The following is a 1603-nucleotide window of genomic DNA, read 5'->3' on the forward strand; positions in this document are numbered from 1 at the left end:
TCGGCATGTCCCCGTACGGCCCCGCTCCGGCGCCGCGCGCGCTGCCCGGAGCCCCAAGCCCCCTGTTCTGCGGGCGACTTGTCGCCCTCTCCTTCCCGGACTCCGGACGGGCGTGTGTCCCGTCCCCGACCCACACCTGGTGATGCCCATGACGCTCAGCACGCTTCTGCCCACCGTCTCCGCCCCCGCTCCCGACGCCGCCTCCACCGATGCCGGCTCTACTGACGCCGCCTCCACCACCGGTGCGTCCGGCGCCTCGCCCGGTTCCGGCGGCGACGGTCCCGGGGCCCGACTCTCCGTCGCCGGGGACCTGTTGGCCCTGCTGCGGGACACGACCACCGAGCCCCGGCCCGACGAGCAGCTCGAGGCGCTCACCCTCGCCGTCGCCGCCGACCTGCCCGTCCTGCTGTGAGGCGAGCCCGGGATCGGGAAGACCGCCGCGCTCACCCAGCTCGCGGACTCCCTCGACCTGCCGCTGACCACCGTGATCGCCAGCGTGCACGAGCCGTCCGACTTCTCCGGACTGCCGATCGTCGGCGAGAACCCGGCCGAGCAGGGCGTGCCGATGGCGCCGCCCCAGTGGGCCGTCGACCTGGTGCGGGCCGGACGCGGGCTGCTCTTCCTCGACGAGCTGTCGACCGCGACACCGGCGGTGCAGGCGGCGCTGCTCCGGGTCGTCCTGGAGCGCCGGGTGGGTGCGCTGCAACTGCCGCCCGGCGTGCGGATCGTGGCCGCCGCCAACCCGCGCGCCTCGGCGGCGGACGGCTGGGAGCTGAGCCCGCCCCTGGCCAACCGGTTCGTCCACCTGTACTGGGTGCACGACCGCGAGGTGGTGGTCCGGGGCCTCGGCGGCGTCTGGCCCCGGGCCACCCTGCCCCGGCTCGCCCCGGACCGGCTCGCCGAGGCGGTGGCCCTGGCCCGCCGCGCGGTGTGCGGGTTCCTCGCGGCGCGGCCCACGCTGATCCACCGGCTGCCCACCACGGAGACCCGGCGCGGCGGCGCCTGGCCGTCCCCGCGCAGCTGGGACGCGGCGCTGACGCTGCTCGCGTTCGGCACGGCGGCGGGCGTCTCCCGGGACGTCCTCGCGCTGCTCGTGCGGGGCGCGGTCGGCGACGGCCCGGGCCTCGAACTGCTCGCCCATCTCGACCGGATGGATCTGCCCGACCCCGAGGACCTGCTCGCCGAGCCGCCGCGCGCCGAGCTCCCGGAGCGCGGCGACCTGCGCCAGGCCGCACTGGACGCGGTGGTCGCCGCGGTCGGGGCCCGTCCGGAGCGGGAGCGCTGGGACGCCGCCTGGTCGGTCCTCGTCCGGGCCCTGGAGAGCGGCGCCCCTGACCTGCTCGTCGCGCCCGCGACCGCGCTCGCCGGGCTGCGCCGCGACGCGTGGGAGGTGCCGCCCGCGATGGACCGGCTCGCCGGCGTCATCGGGATCGCGCGGACGGCGGACCGCTCGGTGGAGCGTGCCAAGAACGGCCCGAAGGGGGCCCGCCGATGAGCGCGGCGAGCGGCGCGCCCTCCGGCGCGGTCACCGGGGCCCCGAAGCCGCGTCCGGTGGCCCCGCCGCCCCGGCCCCGGCCCGTGCGGGGACCGCTGACCCGGGCGC

The 1603-nt window shown here is 78.3% G+C and carries 1 pseudogene; it reads left to right on the top strand.

Features of this window, described 5'->3' with window-relative positions:
* The first annotated feature begins 139 nt into the window (after positions 1-139).
* Positions 140-1495: pseudogene (locus GTW43_RS06835) on the top strand (MoxR family ATPase).
* Positions 1496-1603 lie beyond the last annotated feature (108 nt).

It is taken from the genome of Streptomyces sp. SID5785 (genome assembly GCF_009870065.1).
In the GTDB taxonomy this organism is placed as follows: Bacteria; Actinomycetota; Actinomycetes; order Streptomycetales; family Streptomycetaceae; genus Streptomyces.